Origin of the sequence: Candidatus Protofrankia californiensis (assembly GCF_900634765.1) — a bacterium.
Classification (GTDB): domain Bacteria; phylum Actinomycetota; class Actinomycetes; order Frankiales; family Frankiaceae; genus Protofrankia; species Protofrankia californiensis.
In genome coordinates this window covers 3,834-7,434 of sequence record NZ_CAAAFT010000373.1, presented here as the reverse complement: position 1 = coordinate 7,434, position 3,601 = coordinate 3,834, and the positions used below count along the sequence as shown (strand labels likewise).

Here is a 3,601-nt window from a genome sequence, read left to right as displayed (position 1 = left end):
GGTTAGAAGGCCGAAGGCGGCGCGATCGTGTTTTCGCGCCGCTGGAAGGCCCAAGTTCCCGGGACGCTACGGGTGACGCCATGAGCGGTCGATCTGTGCTGCTCTGCTGGCGGTCGGGGAACACCGGGGATGACTGACGTGGTACCGCGGTCGGGCCGTACCCTGTAACACTGTGGAAGAACTCGACGCCTGGCGGACCCTGCCGGCCAAGCAGCAACCGAACTGGCCCGACCAGGCAGAGCTGGCTGCGGTCCGCGGCCGGTTGGCGGTACTGCCGCCGCTGGTCACCGCACCTGAGGTTCGGATTCTGACCGAACGGCTCGCGGCGGTTGCCCGGGGTGAGGCATTTCTGCTGCAGGGCGGCGACTGCGCGGAGACCTTTGCCGCGAACACCGCCGACAAGATTCGTGACAAGGTGAAGACGCTGCTGCAGATGGCGGTCGTGCTCACCTATGGCGCAAGCGTGCCGGTGGTGAAGGTCGCCCGGATCGCCGGCCAGTACGCCAAGCCCCGGTCGGCCGACATCGAGGCCAGCACCGGGCTTCCGTCCTACCGCGGTGACGCGGTGAACGACATCGCCGCCACGGCACAGGCCCGCCGGCCCGATCCCGGCCGCATGCTGGATGCCTACCATGCCAGCGCGGTCGCGCTGAACCTCATCCGTGCCTTCGCGACCGGCGGTTTCGCCGATCTGTCCAAGGTGCACGAATGGAACAAGGCGTTCGTGCGTGATTCGGCGGCCGGGCGCCGCTACGAGGTGATGGCGACCGACATCGAGCGGGCCCTGTCATTTATGGCCGCCTGTGGCATCGATCTCGAGCGCACGCCGACACTGCACGGCGTCGAGCTGTTCACCAGTCATGAGGCGCTGCTGTTGGATTACGAACGGGCGCTCACCCGCAGGGAGGACGCCACCGGTTCGATCTACGATCTTTCGGCGCATATGGTGTGGATCGGCGAACGAACCCGTGATCTCGGCGGGGCCCATGTGGACCTGATGTCACGGATCGGTAATCCTCTCGGTTGCAAGGTGGGTCCGAACGCCTCGCCCGACGCGGTACTGGCTCTTGCCGACCGGCTCAACCCCGACCATGTTCCCGGCCGGCTCACGCTCATCACCCGGATGGGCGCCGGTCGCATTCGGGATGCGCTTCCCGCGATTGTCGAGAAGGTCAACTCCGCCGGACATCCGGTGGTGTGGTCGTGTGACCCGATGCACGGCAACACCCGTGACATCAACGGCGTGAAGACCCGGCACTTCGACGACGTCCTCGACGAGGTGCTCGGCTTCTTCGAGGTCCACAGGCTGCTCGGTACCCATCCCGGAGGGATACACATCGAGCTGACCGGGGACAACGTCACCGAGTGCCTCGGTGGTGGCGAACGGATCGGCGAGGCCGATCTGGCCGGCCGGTACGAGACCGCCTGCGACCCGCGGCTGAACACCGGTCAGGCCCTTGAGCTCGCCTTCCTCGTTGCGGAGATGCTGCAGCAGATCAATGCGGCCCGCTCCCAGAGCCGGTGATCTCCACTCGGTGATCGTGGACTGGTGCTGGTGCCGGTGGTCCCGATCTGGTGATCTTGGGATCGTGATCGTGCCCCGACGGGGCCGCCCGAGGCCAGCCGGTGGTCAAGCCGGTGCGCCGGTACCGGTGGGCTGTACGGAGCCACCCGCATCGGCCGGGGGCGGTGTGTCCGGCGCCTTCGGCGCGCTGGTGGTCGCCGCGGCGGTCGGGGCGTGCGGGTTCTCGGAGGAGCGCGTTGCAGGCACGTTGTTCGGGTTGCCGGCAACGCCCGCGGTGCGGGTCTGCAACGGGCTCGGGACCGCCGCGGGGCTGCCGCCGGCCTCCGGCGAGGCGTTCACGGTCACGGGAGGGGTTAAGTCGGAGGCCGGCACCGGTCGCGGTGGGCGTGAGGTGTCCGCCTGGCTGGGTGCGCCTTCCGCCGCCGGCGGGGTGATGTCGGAGGTGCTGAGGGTGTCGTGGACTCCGTGCATGTAGTCGAGGGCCTTGGCCGTCATGGTGTGCAGGGGGCCGTCCGGCAGGCTGTCCAGCAGGACGTGCAGGTCCCGTGACTGGTCGTCGGTGAAGTCCTGCACGGTCCGAAACGCATCCTGGCTACCGTTACGGGCCTCGGGGACCAGCACGTTCCCACCGACGGACGCTTCGTGCTGCCAGGCTGTCAGCAGGTTGCGCACGTCAACGGTCTTCTTCGGCAGCCGTCCGTCATCCATGATCGAGTTGATCTCGTCGAGCCTGGTGCGGGCGATGTCGAGATGGATCTTGGCTTTTTCGACCGGGCTGCTGGTGAGGTCGAGCTGGATGTGCTCGACGCGGAGCTTGAGCCCGTACAAGGGCTCGCCGGGGACCGCCCGATGGGTCCCGACAGCGATACCGGCCACCACGACGGATGTCGCCAGAGCACCGAGCAGGCCCGGACGTGAACCGATGATGTTCCAGGAGACGGCCGTCCGGGATGTGGCGGTCCGGGAGAGGATGCCTCGGAGGCCGGGGATGAGGAGGGCGGGTGCCGGATCCTTCGCTGGCAGCGCACCCGCGTTCGGGGCGCCAGCGCCAGGGGTCTGCGCCTGCGAGATCTCCGAGATCTCAGCGTTCGGCGGCTGAGCGGTCAGGCCCTGGGCGAGCAGCCTGGCACGCAGCGCCGTGCGGAACTCCGGGCGCGGTGACACCGGTTCGTAGGCGCGCAGCGCCGCGACAACGTTCTGCCGCTCGCGGTCGCCCGCGCGGGCGGCAGACGACCCGCTGTTGATCAGCCGGTCGAAACGTTCGGCTCGTCGCCCCGTGAGCAGTACTCCCACCGGAGTCCCCCTGTTTCCCCCTGTACGGTGTGCCGACCGGGCGCTCGCTGCCACCCGAATACACCGTCAGCCCCCATGGTGACGGAGGACACCCCGTATGGGCACGCATCTCGCTCTCGCGGTCGAGGGTGATTCGTCCGGACAGCCGAAGTATGCCGGGAAAGATGTCCGCCTGGAACAGTCATATGACAATTACCAGAACTATCCGACGGTGAGGGTCACTTTAGTACCCCGTTCGACTTTGGTGCCGGCGGGTGGGTCCGTGCTCCTGACCGTGTTGTCGCTGTCGAAGAGGGAGAAGTCGTCGCGCTCGGGTCGCAGCCCGCGACGTTGCAGTTCGCGGGCGGCGGCCTGATATCTCTGGCCGACGACGTCGGGTACTTCGACCATCTGGCCACTGCCGTCCCTGCCGTCCGCCTGAGGCCCCCTGGACACCAGCACGGTGACGACCGAGCCGCGGGCGACCGGCTGCCCCGGATCGGGGGAGGTACGTATGACGTTTCCGCTTTCGAAGGTTTCGTCGTTCACGTCGATCCGCGTCACCTTGAGCCCGAGGGTACCCAGCTGGGTCTGGGCCGTGGCAAAGGGCATGTTGACGAGGTTGGGGACCGTCACCATGGCCGGCCCGGAGCTGACGATCAGCGTCACCTGGGCGCCCACCGTGAGTTCGGTGCCCCCGACCGGGTCCGTCCTGATCACATTGCCGGCCGCGATCGTGTCGTTGGCCTCTGTGCGCGGCGTACCGGAGACGTTGAGTTGCTGGCGGGTGAGACGGGCCTGGGC

3 protein-coding genes are annotated in these 3,601 nt (G+C 67.9%); 1 reads left to right on the top strand and 2 read right to left on the bottom strand.

What is annotated here, in order from left to right:
- Window positions 1-172: 172 nt before the first annotated feature.
- Window positions 173-1,525 carry a class II 3-deoxy-7-phosphoheptulonate synthase gene (locus tag DD1DGNOD_RS19065; RefSeq protein WP_131770746.1) on the top strand — a complete coding sequence of 451 codons (1,353 nt, stop codon included), beginning with the start codon at window positions 173-175 and terminating at the stop codon, window positions 1,523-1,525.
- A gap of 105 nt (window positions 1,526-1,630) precedes the next feature.
- Here the strand turns inward: DD1DGNOD_RS19065 and DD1DGNOD_RS19060 are convergent, their stop codons facing one another.
- Window positions 1,631-2,818 carry a DUF5667 domain-containing protein gene (locus tag DD1DGNOD_RS19060; RefSeq protein WP_131767832.1) on the bottom strand — a complete coding sequence of 396 codons (1,188 nt, stop codon included), beginning with the start codon at window positions 2,816-2,818 and terminating at the stop codon, window positions 1,631-1,633.
- A gap of 201 nt (window positions 2,819-3,019) precedes the next feature.
- On the bottom strand, window positions 3,020-3,601 hold a 582-nt coding region (locus DD1DGNOD_RS27295; protein WP_165036886.1), incomplete at its 5' end, for a PASTA domain-containing protein.